This window comes from Streptomyces sp. NPDC046925, assembly GCF_040644915.1.
Lineage (GTDB): Bacteria > Actinomycetota > Actinomycetes > Streptomycetales > Streptomycetaceae > Streptomyces.
Map to the genome: position 1 here is coordinate 545621 of NZ_JBEYWZ010000003.1, position 15091 is coordinate 560711.

The 15091-nt window shown below is 67.1% G+C and carries 12 protein-coding genes; 8 read left to right on the top strand and 4 right to left on the bottom strand.

From position 1 onward, the window contains the following. Positions 1 to 18: 18 nt before the first annotated feature. Together ABZ906_RS15700 and ABZ906_RS15705 are read left to right on the top strand one after the other, a co-directional pair. Positions 19 to 1053, top strand: coding sequence for a LacI family DNA-binding transcriptional regulator (locus tag ABZ906_RS15700; RefSeq protein ID WP_361198824.1), 1035 nt, complete (start codon positions 19 to 21; stop codon positions 1051 to 1053). Positions 1054 to 1128: 75 nt separating this feature from the next. Then, positions 1129 to 2010, top strand: a complete 882-nt coding sequence (locus ABZ906_RS15705; RefSeq protein WP_361382252.1) for a phosphatase PAP2 family protein — start codon at positions 1129 to 1131, stop codon at positions 2008 to 2010. Here the strand turns inward: ABZ906_RS15705 and ABZ906_RS15710 are convergent. Continuing rightward, positions 2007 to 5000, bottom strand: a complete 2994-nt coding sequence (locus ABZ906_RS15710) for a bifunctional [glutamine synthetase] adenylyltransferase/[glutamine synthetase]-adenylyl-L-tyrosine phosphorylase (protein WP_361382255.1) — start codon at positions 4998 to 5000, stop codon at positions 2007 to 2009. The two genes, ABZ906_RS15705 and ABZ906_RS15710, sit on opposite strands and share 4 nt — an antisense overlap. A 127-nt stretch (positions 5001 to 5127) precedes the next feature. Between ABZ906_RS15710 and ABZ906_RS15715 the strand changes: the two genes are divergently transcribed. After that, positions 5128 to 5640 (top strand): pyridoxamine 5'-phosphate oxidase family protein, encoded by a 513-nt coding sequence (locus ABZ906_RS15715; protein ID WP_361382258.1) that lies wholly within the window; start codon positions 5128 to 5130, stop codon positions 5638 to 5640. Positions 5641 to 5726: 86 nt separating this feature from the next. Continuing rightward, positions 5727 to 6161 carry a VOC family protein gene (locus ABZ906_RS15720; RefSeq protein ID WP_361198809.1) on the top strand — a complete coding sequence of 145 codons (435 nt, stop codon included), beginning with the start codon at positions 5727 to 5729 and terminating at the stop codon, positions 6159 to 6161. A 47-nt stretch (positions 6162 to 6208) separates the two neighbouring features. Here the strand turns inward: ABZ906_RS15720 and ABZ906_RS15725 are convergent, their stop codons facing one another. Continuing rightward, positions 6209 to 7021, bottom strand: coding sequence for a helix-turn-helix domain-containing protein (locus ABZ906_RS15725; protein ID WP_361382261.1), 813 nt, complete (start codon positions 7019 to 7021; stop codon positions 6209 to 6211). A 483-nt stretch (positions 7022 to 7504) separates the two neighbouring features. On the opposite strand from ABZ906_RS15725, the gene ABZ906_RS15730 reads away from it, so the two are divergent. Further along, complete coding sequence (locus ABZ906_RS15730) at positions 7505 to 7906, top strand: hypothetical protein (RefSeq protein ID WP_361382264.1); 402 nt, start codon at positions 7505 to 7507, stop codon at positions 7904 to 7906. Between the two features lie 5 nt (positions 7907 to 7911). On the opposite strand, the gene ABZ906_RS15735 is transcribed toward ABZ906_RS15730, so the two are convergent. Then, on the bottom strand, positions 7912 to 8496 hold the full coding sequence (locus ABZ906_RS15735; protein ID WP_361382267.1) for a hypothetical protein: 585 nt from the start codon (positions 8494 to 8496) through the stop codon (positions 7912 to 7914). A 527-nt stretch (positions 8497 to 9023) separates the two neighbouring features. On the opposite strand from ABZ906_RS15735, the gene ABZ906_RS15740 reads away from it, so the two are divergent. Both ABZ906_RS15740 and ABZ906_RS15745 read left to right on the top strand, forming a co-directional pair. Next, positions 9024 to 10364, top strand: coding sequence for a tetratricopeptide repeat protein (locus ABZ906_RS15740; RefSeq protein WP_361382270.1), 1341 nt, complete (start codon positions 9024 to 9026; stop codon positions 10362 to 10364). A gap of 735 nt (positions 10365 to 11099) precedes the next feature. Next, a complete protein-coding gene (locus ABZ906_RS15745) occupies positions 11100 to 12305 on the top strand; it encodes a PIN domain-containing protein (protein WP_361382273.1) in 1206 nt (401 codons plus the stop codon). A gap of 235 nt (positions 12306 to 12540) precedes the next feature. Here ABZ906_RS15745 and ABZ906_RS15750 read toward each other — a convergent pair whose 3' ends face one another. Next, positions 12541 to 13380: a serine protease gene (locus ABZ906_RS15750; RefSeq protein WP_361382276.1), complete on the bottom strand. Its 840-nt coding sequence runs from the start codon at positions 13378 to 13380 to the stop codon at positions 12541 to 12543. A 499-nt stretch (positions 13381 to 13879) separates the two neighbouring features. On the opposite strand from ABZ906_RS15750, the gene ABZ906_RS15755 reads away from it, so the two are divergent. Then, entirely contained in the window at positions 13880 to 14833 is a 954-nt protein-coding gene (locus tag ABZ906_RS15755; RefSeq protein WP_361382279.1) for a DNA-processing protein DprA, read from the top strand. Positions 14834 to 15091: the final 258 nt, after the last annotated feature.

Below are 15091 nucleotides of genomic sequence, written 5' to 3' on the forward strand. Positions count from 1 at the left end.
CCGGTACAGTCCAATCCTGTGACCGCGCGACTGGCCGACATCGCAGCGCAGGCGGGGGTCAGCGAGGCGACGGTCAGCCGGGTGCTCAACGGCAAGCCCGGCGTCGCCGGGGCCACCCGCCAATCCGTGCTTGCCGCACTCGACGTCCTCGGCTACGAACGCCCGGTGCGGCTGCGGCAGCGCAGCGCGGGCCTGATCGGGCTCATCACGCCGGAGCTGGAGAACCCGATATTCCCCGCGCTCGCGCAGGTCATCGGGCAAGCCCTGACCCGGCAGGGGTATACGCCGGTGCTCGCCACGCAGACGCCGGGCGGCTCCACCGAGGACGAGCTGACGGAGATGCTGGTGGACCGCGGTGTCAGCGGCATCATCTTCGTCTCGGGCCTGCACGCGGACACCTCCGCGGACATGCAGCGCTATGAGCAGCTGCGTGCGCAGGGGGTGCCCTTCGTGCTCGTGGACGGCTTCTCCCCCAAGGTGCAGGCGCCCTTCATCTCGCCGGACGACCGCGCCGCGATGCGCCTCGCGGTGACCCACCTCGCCTCCCTGGGGCATACCCGGATCGGCCTCGCCCTGGGCCCCAAGCGGTTCGTGCCCGTACAGCGGAAGATCGAGGGGTTCGTACGCACGGTGCAGGACCTGCTCGGACTGACTGCGCAGGAGATCGAGTCCGAACTCGTCCAGCATTCGCTGTACACGCTGGAGGGCGGGCAGGCGGCGGCGTCCGCACTGATGGACCGCGGCTGCACGGCCGTCGTGTGCGCGAGCGACATGATGGCCCTGGGCGCGATACGGACGGCGCGGCAGCGCGGATTCGAGGTTCCCGACGACATCTCGGTGGTGGGGTTCGACGACTCTCCGTTGATCGCGTTCACCGATCCGCCCCTGACCACGGTGCGTAAACCCGTGCCGTCGATGGGGCAGGCGGCCGTCCGTACGCTCCTGGAGGAGATCGGCGGCACGCCCGCCCCGCACAGCGAATTCGTCTTCATGCCGGAGCTGGTCGTTCGGGGTTCAACAGCTTCTTCCCCTCGGGGATGCACTCGTCCGTAGGGCGTAGAGAATGCGGCCTGAACCAGACCTTGGGATGATCGGGCGGATGGTCGGAATCTGGCAGACTCTGTGCCTATGGGTGAGATGACTGTGACGACACTGGAAGGCCGGCAGCGGCCCACCACATCACCCATCGCGGGCGAGCAAGAGGACCGCAATGGGCGGGCATTCCTGCGCCGTCTTCGCGCGCCGCGACGCCCGCGGCTCTGGTTCGAGATCCTCCTGATCGCCGTCAGTTACTGGACGTACTCCCTGGTCCGCAATGCCGTGCCGGAGCAGAAGGCGCAGGCCCTGCGCAACGCCGACTGGATCTGGCAGGCGGAGCAGCATCTGGGGATCGCCGTCGAACAGAGCGTCAACCACGCGGTGAACTCCGTGTCGTGGCTCATCGTCGGCATGAACTACTACTACGCGACGCTGCATTTCGTGGTGACGCTCGGTGTCCTGGTCTGGCTGTTCCGCAAGCATCCGGGGCGCTACGCGGCGACGCGCATGGTGCTGTTCGCGACAACCGCCGTCGCGCTCCTCGGTTACTACCTCTATCCCCTCGCACCCCCGCGCCTGATGAACGGCCACGACTTCATCGACACGGTCCTCGTCCACCAGACGTGGGGTTCGATGGCCTCCGGCGACCTCAAGCACATGTCGAACCAGTACGCGGCGATGCCCTCGATGCACATCGGCTGGTCCCTGTGGTGCGGCCTGACGATCTTCGCCCTGGCGTCGGCTCCCTGGGCCAAGATCCTCGGCCTGCTCTACCCCACGGCGACCCTCATCGTGATCGTGGCCACCGCCAACCACTTCTGGCTTGACGCGGTGGGCGGCATGATCTGCCTGGCCTTCGGCTTCGCGGTGGCCTGGCTCTGGTACGGGGCCCAGCCGCACAGGCTGCCGCGCGAGGTGGCGGCGCGGGCTCCGGACCCTGATCCGGCCCCGGCCCCGGCCTCAGCCGCCTAGGCGCCGTAGAACCTCTCCTCCATCACGGCCCGTGCCCTGCGTGTGGTGCGGCGGTAGTCGTCCAGCATGTCGCCCACGTGGCCCGGGTCGTATCCCAGGTAGCGGCCCACCGCCGCGAGTTCCCGGCCGTCCGAGGGGAACGTGTCGCCGGCCCGGCCGCGCACCAGCATCACCGCGTTGCGCACCCGGGTGGCAAGGACCCAGGCCTCGTCCAGGATCGCCGCGTCCTCGGTCGGGATCAGCTCGGCGGCGCAGGCCGCCGCGAGGGCTTCGCGGGTGCGGGTCGTGCGCAGGCCCGGTTCGGCCCAGCCGTGCGTCAGCTGCATCAGCTGGACGGTCCACTCGACGTCCGAGAGGCCGCCGCGGCCCAGCTTGGTGTGCAGGGTGGGGTCGGCGCCGCGCGGCATGCGTTCGGCCTCCATGCGGGCCTTGAGGCGGCGGATCTCGCGGATCGCGTCGTCGCCCAGGCCCTCCGCCGGATAGCGCAGCGGATCCACGAGTTCGATGAAGGCGCGCCCCAACTCGGCGTCCCCCGCGATGGGTTCGGCACGCAGCAGCGCCTGGGCCTCCCAGACGAGTGACCAGCGGCGGTAGTAGGCCTCGTACGACGCGAGGGTGCGCACCAGCGGGCCGCTCTTGCCCTCGGGCCGCAGATCCGTGTCGATCAGGAGCGGCGGGTCCGCGCTGGGGATCTGGAGGAGCCTGCGCATCTCCGAGACCACCTTGGCGGCCGCGTTGCCCGCCTCCTGGTCCCCCACGCCCTCACGTGCCTCGTGGACGAACAGGACGTCCGCGTCCGAGCCGTACCCCAGTTCGTGGCCGCCGAGGCGGCCCATGCCGATCACCGCGAACCGCACCGGAAGCGTGTCGCCCCAGCCCTCGCGGACCACCGCGCGCAGCGTCCCCGCGATCGTCGCGGCCGTGAGGTCGGAGACCGCGTCGCCCACCCGGTCCACCAGGGCGCCGGGATCGGCCTCGGCTGGGCTCTCCTCGGTGCCGTACGAGCCGATGATGTCCGCCGCCGTCGTGCGGAACAGCTCGCGGCGGCGTACGCCGCGCGCCGCCGCGACGGCCTGTTCGCCGCCGTCCGCGCGGCCCACCGCGGCCAGGACCTCCTGCTCCAGGTGGGCGTGGTCGCGCGGTTCGAGGCCGCGCTGGTCGCCGAGCAGGGCCACCGCTTCGGGGGCGCGCATGAGGAGGTCGGGGGCGAGGCGTCCGGCGGACAGGACGCGGGCGAGGTTCTCGGCCGCGGCGCCCTCGTCGCGCAGGAGCCGCAGATACCAGGGGGTTTTGCCGAGGGCGTCGGAGACCTTGCGGAAGTTCAGGAGGCCCGCGTCGGGGTCCGCCGAGTCCGCGAACCAGCCCAGGAGCACGGGCAGCAGGGTGCGCTGGATCGCCGCCTTGCGGGTGACGCCGGAGGCCAGGGCCTCCAGGTGGCGCAGGGCGGCCGCGGGGTCGTGGTAGCCGAGGGCCACCAGGCGTTCGCGAGCCGCCTCGGTGCTCAACCTGGTCTCGCCGGGCGCCAGTTGGGCCACGGCGTCCAGAAGCGGGCGGTAGAAGAGCTTCTCGTGCAGGCGGCGCACCACCGACGTGTGCCGCTTCCAGGCGCGGTTCAGCTCGGTGATCGGCTCCGTGCGCATGCCCAGGGAGCGGCCGATGCGCCGCAGGTCAGCGTCGTCCTCGGGGATCAGATGGGTGCGCCGCATCTTGAACAGCTGGATGCGGTGCTCCAGGGAACGCAGGAAGCGGTACGCGTCGTCGAGCTGGACCGCGTCCACGCGCCCCACATAGCCGCCTGCCGCGAGTGCTTCCAGGGCCACCAGGGTCGAGCCGCTGCGGATCGAGGTGTCGCCGCGGCCGTGCACCAACTGCAGCATCTGTACGGCGAATTCGACGTCCCGCAGCCCGCCGGGTCCCAGCTTCAGCTCGCGGTCGACCTCGCCCGCGGGGATGTTCTCCACGACCCGGCGGCGCATCTTCTGCACGTCGGGCACGAAGTTGTCGCGCTCGGCCGCATGCCAGACAAGGGGCGCGAGCGTACTGACGTACTCCTCGCCGAGGGCCAGGTCCCCGGCCACCGGGCGGGCCTTGAGCAGCGCCTGGAACTCCCAGGTCTTGGCCCACCGCTGGTAGTAGGCGAGGTGGCTGCTGAGGGTGCGCACCAGGGGGCCGTTGCGGCCCTCGGGGCGGAGGTTGGCGTCGACCGGCCAGATGGTGCCCTCGACCGTGGTCTCCGAGCAGATCCGCATCATGTGCGAGGCGAGCCGGGTGGCGGCCTGGATCGCCTTGCCCTCGTCGGCGCCGTCCACCGCCTCGCCGACGAAGATCACGTCGACGTCCGACACGTAATTCAGCTCGTGGCCGCCGCACTTGCCCATCGCGATGACCGCGAGCCTGCACTGCGAAGCGTCGGCGGGGGCCGCCGCCTCGGCCATGCCGAGCGCGGCGCGCAGGGTCGCCGTCGCCAGGTCCGCGAGTTCGGCCGCCGCCTCGGCGACGTCCGTCGTGCCGCAGACGTCACGTGCCGCTATGGCGAGCAGGCAGCGGCGGTAGGAGACACGCAGCGAGACCGGGTCGGTGGCGTCCTCCAGGCCGCGCTCGAACTCCTCGACGCCGGGGTGCAGGTCGGCCAGCTCGTACGTGGCCAGGGCACGCCAGTCGCCGGGGTGCCTGGCCAGGTGATCGGCCAGGGCCTCGGACGCGCCGAGCACGCCGAGAAGCCGGTCGCGCAGCGGCTTGGCGCTGACCAGGGTGTCGAGCAGCTCCCGGCGGCTCGTGTCGTCGGGCTGCCCCTCGACCAGGCGCAGCAGGCCGAGGAGGGCCAGGTCCGGGTCGGCGGCGGCGCTCAGGGCGTCGAGCAGCACCGGATCGGTCCGCACCGCGGACAGCTCGGGGGCGCCGAGAAGCCGCTCGGCGGCGGACGGATCGGTGAAGCCATGCCGCAGCAGCCGCGTGAACGTACTGCTCCTGCGCCCTTGCGGCAATGTCATCCCCGCGCCTCCGTTCGATCACTCCTGGCCCGAGCCTACGGCCTGACCGATGAGTTCTGCCCGCGTGCGGGGTCCGTACTTGGACGGGAGCATTGTTGGCGGCAACGGGAGGCGGACCATGGCGAGCATGTCGAGCGGGCAACCGCGTACGGAACTGGACGCCCGGTACAGCAGCACGGGGGCCGTAGCGACCCCCTGGCCCGACGCCGTGCGGCAGCTCAGGGCGGCCGAGCTGTTCTGGATCTCGTCCGTACGTCCCGACGGGCGCCCGCACGTCACGCCGCTGCCCGCGGTCTGGCTGGACGGCGCGCTGCACTTCTGCACGGGCCCCGAGGAGCGCAAGGCACGGAACGTGGCGGCCAACCCCGAGGTGGTGCTGACCACGGGCGTGAACCTGTGGGACAAGGGTTACGACTTGGTCGTGGAGGGAGCGGCGGTCCGGATCACGGACGAGGACAGGCTGCAACTTCTGGCGACGGCGTGGGAGGAGAAGTACGGCAGCTTCTGGCACTACGAGGTGCGGGACGGCTGCTTCCATCACGGGGCGGGCCACGCGTACGTCTTCGAGGTGGCCCCGCGTACGGCGTTCGGCTTCGGCAAGGGCGAGCCGTTCAGCCAGACGCGGTGGCGCTTCGCGTGAGGGCGCTTCGGGGCGAGGTACGGGGCGTCGGAGCGGACGCCGCCGTTCACGCTGACAGCTCCCCGGAGCCCTGATGTACTCGCCCCATGGAATACACACTCGAGGTGATCCCGCTCCCCGTCAGTGACGTCGACCGGGCCAAGGAGTTCTACCGCGACAAGCTCGGGTTCCACGTGGACATCGACCAGGAGGTCATGCCGGGCATGCGCATCGTCCAGCTGACCCCGCCGGGCTCGGGCTGTTCCATCGCCCTCGCCGACACCCTCTGGGACACGATGGACGGCCCCACCCCGGCCCCCGGCTCCTACCAGGGCCTCCAGCTCTGCGTCGCCGACGCGAAGGCGGCCCACGCGGAGCTGACGGCACGCGGCCTGGACATCTCGGAGCCGGTGGCGCACGCGCCGCAGGACGGCGGCACGTTCATGTACTTCAAGGACCCGGACGGGAATGGCTGGGCGATCCAGGAGTACCGGGTCCGGGCGGACACGCCTTTGCGGGCGGCGATCGTCAGCGCGCCGTAGGAGGTACGGGGCTGAACCGCGCGGGGCGGTCTGACCGCGCGGGCCAGTCATCCTTCCTGGAGGCACGCCTGACCTTTTGCCCTGAGGTCAGCCCCCAGGGCTGCGATACCGGTCATCGCGGCTTCGCAGGCCCGGCAGAGTCCTGGCTCCAGGCTTCGAAAGGCCCGGTCGCAGTGGTCACAGTTCTGGAGTGGGTCAGGACGGTGCTGCTCGATGGGCGAGGCCGGGAGCAGCGGCGGCAGGAGCGCGGCAAGGCGGTACGCGAGAAGTGCGGCCGGGCGATGGATCGCCTCGACCGGCAGTGCTGCGGTGAGCGTACGGCGTACGGCGTCGGGAGCGACATCGCGCTCCAGCCAGGCGGCGACGGCTGGCGCGAGGCGGCGGATGTCACGTTCGGCGAGCAGGAGGCGGGGGTCCTGGCGCCGCAGGCCGGTGAGCAGGGTGATCGCGGTGCGGTGATGGACGAGGTCGGGGGCGCCTGGAGCGGGGAGAGGGAGGGGTGTGGTGCTGGCAACGTGAGGTGGCGCGGGCTGCTCGGGTGCGAGCGGCCTCGGGCTGCGCGGCTGCGGGGCCCGGGGCTGGTCTCCCTCTGGAGGGCGCTTCATGGCTGCCGGGTTGTTGTACGACACCGTGCGGGTGATGACGCAGCCGGACGGCAGACGCTCACGGGTACGGGTGAGATAGCCGTGCTTTTCGAGTTCGCGAAGGGCGCCTGCGATACGAACTTCCCCCTCGGGGAAGCGGTCCGTGAGGCACTTGATGGACACCTTGGCGCCGGCGGGGAGCGACTGGATGTGGGTCGCGAGGCCGATGGCCGTGAGGGAGAGTTCGCGGTGCTGGGAGAGGTGGTTTCCGACCACGGTGAAACGGTCGGAGTGGCGGCGATTGATGTGCCGGACGCCGCTGGCGGGAACGGGGGGCGACGCGCAGGCGGGCGCGTTAAGCTGCTGATCAGCCATCGGGAAGTGTCGCTTCCTCGGTGGTCAGGCCCTCGCACCGGGATTGCACTCCCTGCGGGGGCCGTCGCATGTATGGGGTTGTGTCGCTGTCGGGCCGAGCCTGCATCGCGAACCGGCATATGCGCCAGCCGAGTTGGGGTGCACCACTCTTACGGGTGACGGACCTGCTGAGAAGGAAAGCCGCAAGGGCTGGGGCTGGTTGGGGTGGGTTCTCTCCCAAAGAACTTTGATCCTTGATGTCGGGCACCGCCGAGTGCTGGACGACCGGGTCGCGAAAACCTCGATGCGGCGCCCCGAAGCTGACCCGTGCGCACGTACGGCAACTGTTCGGCCGTTGTCCCGGCCGGAGAAGGCGCTGGGTCATGTGCCGCTACGCTGCCGCCCATGGCTGAGGCATTCGTCACCGGTGACGGCCACCGCGCATGCGGCATCTGCCCTTCGCGTCGCTTCCCGCTCGGTGAGTTCGACGTGGTCGACCGTCCCTCTCCGGCGTGTCCCTTCAGTCCCGAGGACGGCCATCGGTACACCCTGCGTGGTGTGCCCGTCTGTGTGCACCCGGAGAAGGTGGGCCTGCCGCCCGCGCCGTACAAGACGGACGGTGTGGCTCTGGTGGCGGACGTCGCGCTGCCCGATGACGTCGCCGAACTCGATGGGTACCTACGTGAGCTGGTGCACGGCGCAGCGCCTGGTGCGCTGGAGCTGCTGATCGACCTGGCGGACCGCGAGATCCGGCGCGCCTTCCCGGAGGTCGATGCGACTTTGGCGCTGCGCCGTGCGTTCAACTAGTGTCCCTAGCTGGCCATGGGGAAGCCGGGAACGAAGCGGCGGCCACCGTCAAGGACGCCGATGGGGCCGTACTTCGCGGTGACGACCGCCTTGCGCCTGGCGGTTTCCTCCTTGCCGAACCAGTAGCGCTCGTTCATCGGTCCCCAGGCTGCCCGGTAGACCTGGTGGGTGTAGTCACCGTGGTCCCACTCGCCGATGCTCTCGCGGTCAGTGGCGTGCACGAACTTGATGTCCGTACGTTCCTGGATGCGGCAGAGCACGGTGAACTGCGCGGCGAGCGCGTGGATCATCTCGTCCACAGGCACCGCTACGGGAATCTCAGCGGCCTCCTCGTCCTGGTCCGTCATCTCGTAGACGGCCGACTTGATCGCCATGGCGCGCATGGCCTCGGGGAACAGAGGTTCGGTGTCCTTCGCGACATCGAACCCGTCCACCAGGGCGTACCCGGTGAAGCTCTGCCAGTCCTCGTCGTACTTCGCACATGCCGTGCGCAGGCGGCCGAACTCACGGTCAGCCTCAACGATCGCGAGGATGTCGCGGGCTCGCCGCGCCACGATCTCCGGGGCGGGCCGTACTAGCGTTGTGGACACTGCTGCACTCTCCTTCGGTGGTTGGTGCATCGGTGGGCCCGTCCGGCTGCCGACCGCCGTCACGCTGAGGCAGTCGGACGGGGAGCTACCGCCGTTCACGGGCGGCAGTACCGCCCTCCCCGGCCGCCCGTAAGTGGGCACTTCACGCGGCCGGGGAGGAGTTCATGGGGTGGCCGGACTCGCGGGAGTCACGCCAAGCACGCCGCTGCCGTCCTCCTGGGCAGGGGCCGCTCTGTGCTGTGGGCACTGACACGGTGGGTACGTCATCGACCCGGGCGGCAGCTCGTACTCGTCCAGGACGTCGACCTTCAGCACGCCGCTCGTGCCCTGCTCCTTGGTCATCCGGGCAAGTTCTGCCCGCGCTTCGCTTCTCATGACTCAACCCCTCGGGGGATGGCAACGACGAGAGTTTCGCCGATCTTGCGTGTGCTCTACGTAACCGCGCGACCACGTACGGCGGTACCGTTGCAGCAGCCTCTGGACTTGAAAGCCTTGAAAGCACGCAAGGGCGTGGGGAGTTGAAAGTCATGGCGAAGCGCGAACCGAACGCAGCGCTCGGCCACCTGCTCACCGAGAGCCGTTGGACGTACCGCCAGTTCGCGCGGTCCGTGAACCGCATAGGTACGGAAACCGGCACCCCCTTGCGCTACGACGAGTCAGCCGTAAGCCACTGGCTCGGCGGCACGGTTCCGCGCGTCGCTGTACGGAGTTGCATCCTCGAAGCCTTCTCCCGCCGGCTCGGTCGTCCAGTCACGCACGCTGAAGCGGGCCTGCCCGTTCCCCCCGATCACTCCCCCATGTCCACGGATACCGTGGAAGGGCTGATTGATCTGGGGAGGCAAGATATGGACCCGTCCCGCCGCAGAGTGCTCGGCGCAGGCTTGTTCTCGGTAGCCCTGACGATCCCCGGCTGGCCCGACGTCATCGGACGTGCCGAGGCCGTACAGTCCGGACGCGCATCCCGCATCGGCATGAACGAAGTCGACATGGTCATAGCGATGACCGAGCGGGTCTCGGAGCTGGACGACCAGTTCGGCGGACGTCACGCCCGTCCCATGGCCGCCTCGTTCATGGTCAACACGGTCGCCTCGTACCTGCGGGCCGACGCTCCCGAGAACGTCCGGCAAGCGATGCAGTCCGCCGCATCGGACCTGCTGTACCTGACCGGCTACATGGCCGTGGACGAAGGGCTCCACGGGCTCGCCCAGCGCTACTACGTCAAGGCTCTGCAGCTGGCAGGGGCGGCTGACGATCACCTCACGTACTGCACGACCCTGCGTGGCATGAGCGTGCAAGCGGTCGACCTGCACCACGGGTCCAAGGCCATGGAACTGGCGGACGCCGCTGCCGCAGCATCCCCGAAGGCCGGGCCTAGGATGCGGGCCTTCCTTGCCGGCCAGCAAGCGCACACGGCAGCGCAGACGGGCGACCGTGCGAGCGCGCTGCGGTACATCCGGGAGGCAGAAGCCGCCATGGACCGTGCCGAGTCCCGGGGCAAGGCCTTCGGCTCGTACGATCCGTCATCGCTGAACTACCACATCAGCCAGGTGCGTTACGAACTCGGTGACGTGCCCGGAGCGGTGGAAGCGATGCTGCAGTCGGACAAGGTCCGGTTCAGCGTCTACCGGCGCACGCGGGTACGAAACCGCGCCACGCTCGCTGAACGGCAACTGGAGATCGGCCACTTGGAAGCGGCCTGCGCCACCTGGCATCAGGCGCTGGACGACTACCCCATGGTCCAATCCGGACGGGCAGATGATCGCGTGAAAGCCATGTTCGGCCTCATCCGCCCGCACCTGAAGAACGCAGCAGCCCGCGATCTCTACGACCGCGCACGGACGCTTGCACCCCCGTCATTGGCCGGTTGACTCGCCCGTCAAGGCCCAGCGATAGCCGGGCAGTCGAGAGGGCTCATGGTCGGCGCCCACGTCTCGGAACGGTCTTTCCGTTACCTGGCTGCACAGCGAACAGCTCCCATCCCACGCTTCGGGGCCGCCAGTCTCAGACCGGCGGCCCCGAAGGCTCAATGTAGTAAGAAACCCGTCCTGACCTGCGACTACAGCACCGGCAAGTCCTCAGCTCAAAGGCCGTGACCTCCGAGCGGTACTCCTCCCACTCCTGCTTCTTGTTGCGCAGGAATTGATCAGCGCTCCCGGCGGCCTGCGGCGATCCGTTGCGGAACCCTTCTGACCTGCTGGGCGAGAGCCGTTAGTGGTCGTCGTTGGTCGCTCCGGGCCGCCCTCTGACGGCCCAAAGACGGCCCAGAGACTGGGCTGCCGACCCTTGCAACACCGGCAGATTTGCAGTCGCCCGGGGATCAGTAGGGCACACCACGTCTGATATGCATTTCTGCTGCCTAGCAACACACCTGCCGTGCTTGGCGTCCACGCGTCGTTGAGCGAGCGACCTCCCGAGTGCACGTCAACCGTGCTCGCGCAACAGATGGTTGTCGGACGGCAGGCGCAACCACGGTTTTGTGACGCGGGTGAGGCGGACGGCAACCAGCCAATCGGCGAGCTGAGAATTTCGCCTGCGCCCAAGATTCAGACCTTGAGAGGGTGTGGCCGTAGGACCCTGATCTGAGGAAGATGGAGCCACCCACTTTGATCATTCTGGACGCGAACATCCTCTACAAAGGGCCGGACACCGTCACGACGGATCTACTCCAGACCATCCGAGCCGCAGGCGCAGAGAAGGTGGGCATCCCTTCGGTAGCGCTTGAGGAGCTTGTGGCGCAGCGCGTCAACCCATACCGGGAACGGTACGAGGCGGCCTCGGCAGCCTGGAGGAAGATCGCCGAAGACACCCCGTGGTCCCTGCCACAGAGCCTCCCCCATGTGGATGTAAACCGGTACGCGCACCACTGGCGCCGGCGGTTTGAGTCGGTCGCTGACAGCCTGGCGGCAAACGTGGGAATCCTCCGCGAGGCGCTAACCCGAGAGATGAATATTCTTCCTCCGTGCAAGCTCGTGGGCACTGATGGAGACAACAAGGGCCACAAGGTCGGAGCGCGGGACGCAGCAATCTGGCTGACAGCGGTCGATTACGCCAGAAACCATCCTGACGAGACGGTCTACTTTGTCAGTGCAAACACGCACGATTTCGGCAGCGGCGCCCCCTACCAACACCCAATGAATGAAGACCTCAATGGGATAGAGGACCGGTTCGTTCACGTCACAAACATGAACGAACTGGTCGATCTTTTCACTAAGAAGACGGTGCCGGACGATGCGGCGGTCAAGACCGTACTTGCATCCCCAGACACTGCTCGCCTTATGGGACGCGAGGCATTCCGACGGATGCGTAGCGGGGGCTTCCGTCGTTCGGTTCTTGCGTCGCCGCGGTTCGGTTGCTTCGACGCGGAAGCGATCGGCCAAGAGCCCACTGTCGCTCGAGGGTGGGTCGAAAAGCCGCTCGCCCAACTGGAGCACATCGGGGAGGCAAAGGCACACAGCATCGGGGATCACGTTTGGTCTTCGGTGGAGGCACGCTGGACCCTTGTCGGCATTGCCGAACTCCCCATGCGGGAGCAACGGGTCGTCGTGTGCTCCTGGCAGACTCGAATCCTCATCAGCACGACCAAACAAGACGCGGAGCCATCATTGCTGAGGTCTGAATCGCCGCAGCCGCCCTCGCCCGAAACGATGGAGAAGATGGGTTCGCTGGTACATCAGTCAGCGAAGAGTCTCCGACGGCGAATGACCCACATCGAAGACGTGAGGCGATTTATCGACGAAGAGCGAGCGGAGAAAGTACGCATGGACATCGAATGGGACGCCATGGCAGAGGAAGACGCAGAAAGCGAGTAGTGCCGGTCTGCCGGTGGGACAGTTTCGAGGCGATCTTGGCGGCGAGCCACCGAGACTCCGAGCATCCGAGTACTACGTCGGCCAGCCAGCAGGGCGCGAGCTGGCCATTCCCGAGACCTTGCAGGCTCGGTGACGCTCTCCACCGGCTCCAGCAGGAATCTCGATGGGAAGCAGGCCCCACGTCGGCGCTAGCCCGATCGCGGACGCAAGTGGGCCGCGGCGTGCAGCGGCAGTCCTAGAACGGTGGCTCTTGGGAATCACCGCCGTCCCAAGAGCCCAGAGTCGACAGACCAGATGAAGGCGTCTTGCGCTCTGGGATCGGAAGCTCATCCGGTAGATCAAATAGTTCAACCATCAATTCCCGGTTCCCAATCCCCGGATAGATCCTATTCTCTAAAAGGAGATTCCATAGCGGCTCGACCGTTAACGCCACTCCATAACCAAGCTCAGGCGCATTATAGTCAGTGAGCAGCGAAGTAGTAATAACTCCAAGCAGATATCCGTTGCTAGTCAGCGCTGGACCACCACTAAAGCCCCCGCGCGCCATCGGCGAAAGCACAAAGAGCGGATGTTTTGACCCCATGTATGGATCGATGACTGCATTAACCTCCCCGCGGGTGGCAACCAGCACCGGCGCGGGCGAGCTCGGTATTGGGGGATACCCGAGGATCACAACCTCCGTGAGGATCAGTGTATCGACAATCCAGTCGTCAAGATGTCCACCTATCTCTATGTGTTCAGTCTTTTCCCGAACGGGGCCGTCACTAAGCATTATGTTGGTGTACTTCATGTAATGCTCAAGCGAGAAGTCTGTTCTGAGTAGCGCGAGGTCAACGGTCTCATCGGCGGGATAGATCACCTCGACCGAATCTACCGATATGGTTCCAGTGTGAGGTACTAGACTGGCAATTTCCCTGCTCTCGACCACATGCCTGACTGTGACAAGGTATCCATCACCGATATGAAAGGCCGTTCCAACGCTCAGGGCGCCATCTTTACCCCGCGTCTCGACGCAGACTAGGCATGGCGCATACCGCGAATAAAAGTCAAGCTTCGACCCAGCTTGCTCTGTCATGTACGCATAGTATTCTGCTGCCCCCGATTAGTAACACCCCGTCGCACCAAAATGTCCGTGCGCCTTGCTGTTGGCGACGGCTCGGGTGGGGGTGTGCGCGGCGCCGACGGCCGGCGGTCTACCTGTCCGATGGCATCCGCAGATCGCCCCTCAGGTCCTCACCTTCAATTGAAGCGTGAACACGAGCTGGGCGTGGCTCTGAGGACAGCCCTCCATCAGCCGGAACTTGAAAGCCTTCGCCTTCAGACCCGCAAGGGGCCACCGGACTTGGAGAGGCCAGTCCATCGGAGCCGACCCACAGCACGCGCCGCCGCCTCATCGCCGGCCGCGCACCTGACGCCTGCTGCATCGTCACGCGGGCCACACTGGAACGGATCATCTTCCTGAGGTACTCACGTGAGTATCTACTGTGCGAGTGTATGGCCCAGCCCCGCGGATCCCCCTAAACTTTCAGCCATCGATCCTTCGAACATTGATCTTTGAGTAGAAGGAGCAGACGATGATCGATGAAGCACGGCTACGCCTCTTAGCCCTCTGCTCACTCCGCACAGACGGCAAGAGCGTGGACTGGTCAGTACTCGCGAGGGCAGCCCTGAGCGGCCATCTCGACGACCTGTGCGAGGGCTTCATTCCGGAAGCGTCGCCTTCAGCACGCAAGGCCCTGCCGATCCTCCGCCAGGCTCTCCAAGAGCATCCCCTCGATACACATCGAGCGCGCATCGAAGCCGAGTTGGAGCAAGCGGACGCGGTTGACGCCCGCTTGGTAACCGTCCTGGATGCTGACTACCCGGGTAACCTGCGAACCGTTCCCGACCTCCCGCCATTCCTCTTCTACCGAGGGAAGCTTGACCACGACTCTGACGCCCGCTCCGTCGCGGTCGTAGGCACGAGGGACGCCACTGAGCTTGGCCTCTCGCGCGCCCGAAGGGTGGCCCGCGAGCTAAGCGAAGCCGGTTTCACAATCTCGTCAGGACTAGCACGAGGCGTAGACACAGAGGCTCATCGAACCGCCCTCCATTTCGGACGCCGGACGATCGCAGTGATCGGCACAGGGATCACGAAGTGCTACCCCAAGGAGAACTTTGACCTCGCCGAAGAGGTCGCCGACGCGGGGCTCCTCGCCTCACAGTTCTGGCCGTCCCGTCCCCCCGGCCGAGACACCTTTCCACGTCGGAACCATGTCACTTCCGGGGTCAGTCTTGGCAGCGTCGTAATCGAGGCATCAGGAACGTCCGGCGCCAAGATGCAGGCCCGCATTGCCGGCGAGCAAGGCAGGCACGTTCTTCTACTCCAGTCGCTCGTCGACAGCCAGCCATGGGCTCAGAAGATGGTCGACTCGCGGCGAGCTACGGCGGTCACGACATCCGAACAAATGATCGAAATTCTAGATGCCCCCGCACGCTCCACGGAGGCTCCCCCCGCCCCCGCACAGCTCCTACTTGACGCCAAGTGATTGCCCAGCGACCGAATGTGCGCTTAGCCTTTCGGTTGGGGTCGGGATCGCGCAGGGGGGGTCGAGTGGCGTCTTACCGCCGTTTCAGGCGTCCGAAGGACGAGAACTGGGGTGCCAAAGGCTGGGTGCAGTGGCTACGCGAACAAGACGTAGCCCCATCCGCATCCGAGAGCGACGTCGGCGTATGCTGCTCGTTATGTAGGACCCCCACGCCGGTTGGGCGCTTCGGAACGCACTACGATCTATGCCTCGATTGTC

Bases quoted from the DNA above. Each gene is read 5' to 3' on its own strand.
- ABZ906_RS15705 (WP_361382252.1), top strand. From the start codon at position 1,129: ATGGGTGAGATGACTGTGACGACACTGGAAGGCCGGCAGCGGCCCACC.
- ABZ906_RS15710 (WP_361382255.1), bottom strand. From the start codon at position 5,000: ATGACATTGCCGCAAGGGCGCAGGAGCAGTACGTTCACGCGGCTGCTG.
- ABZ906_RS15715 (WP_361382258.1), top strand. From the start codon at position 5,128: ATGTCGAGCGGGCAACCGCGTACGGAACTGGACGCCCGGTACAGCAGC.
- ABZ906_RS15720 (WP_361198809.1), top strand. From the start codon at position 5,727: ATGGAATACACACTCGAGGTGATCCCGCTCCCCGTCAGTGACGTCGAC.
- ABZ906_RS15730 (WP_361382264.1), top strand. From the start codon at position 7,505: ATGGCTGAGGCATTCGTCACCGGTGACGGCCACCGCGCATGCGGCATC.
- ABZ906_RS15740 (WP_361382270.1), top strand. From the start codon at position 9,024: ATGGCGAAGCGCGAACCGAACGCAGCGCTCGGCCACCTGCTCACCGAG.
- ABZ906_RS15750 (WP_361382276.1), bottom strand. From the start codon at position 13,380: ATGACAGAGCAAGCTGGGTCGAAGCTTGACTTTTATTCGCGGTATGCG.
- ABZ906_RS15755 (WP_361382279.1), top strand. From the start codon at position 13,880: ATGATCGATGAAGCACGGCTACGCCTCTTAGCCCTCTGCTCACTCCGC.